The organism is Pseudonocardia sp. D17 (assembly GCF_036984265.1).
GTDB classification, from domain to species: Bacteria; Actinomycetota; Actinomycetes; order Mycobacteriales; family Pseudonocardiaceae; genus Pseudonocardia; species Pseudonocardia benzenivorans.
This window is the reverse complement of record NZ_BPRG01000224.1, coordinates 1-425: the sequence shown is the minus strand read 5'-3', so window position 1 is coordinate 425 and position 425 is coordinate 1. Positions and strand designations below refer to the sequence as shown.

The window sequence follows — 425 nt, the reverse complement described above, 5'->3', positions numbered from 1 at the left end:
GCTGTCGGTGTTGTGCGAGTTGGTGTGCGTGGTGGTGTTGGTCGTCGAGTTGTCGACGGCCTGGGTCGTGGTCTGGGTCGCGGTGCCGCCCGCGCCGGCGGTGTTGACCGCGACGGCGCCGTCGCCGAAGTTGGTGACGGTCGAGGTGGTGTCGTTGTCCTCGTAGTTGCCCGTCGCGTTGCCGCCGAAGGAGATGGCGCCGCCGTCGCCCGCGGTCACGTCGCCGGTCTGGGTGACGTTGCCGCCGGCCAGGATGTTGTCGTCGCCGGAGACGATGGTGTTGTCGCGGACGTCGTCGCCCGCGGCCACCGCGCCGTCGCCGGACGCGACGACGGAGTCGACGTCGATGTCCTGGTTGAAGATGCCGCCGCGGTTGTCGATGTTCTGGTTGATCGAGTTGTCGACGATGGTGTCGCGGTCGTCGA

Annotated in this window: 1 pseudogene; it reads right to left on the bottom strand. The window is 68.5% G+C overall.

Annotated features, from left to right (window positions below):
• A pseudogene (locus PSD17_RS31665) lies at positions 1-425 on the bottom strand (IniB N-terminal domain-containing protein); the annotation flags it as partial.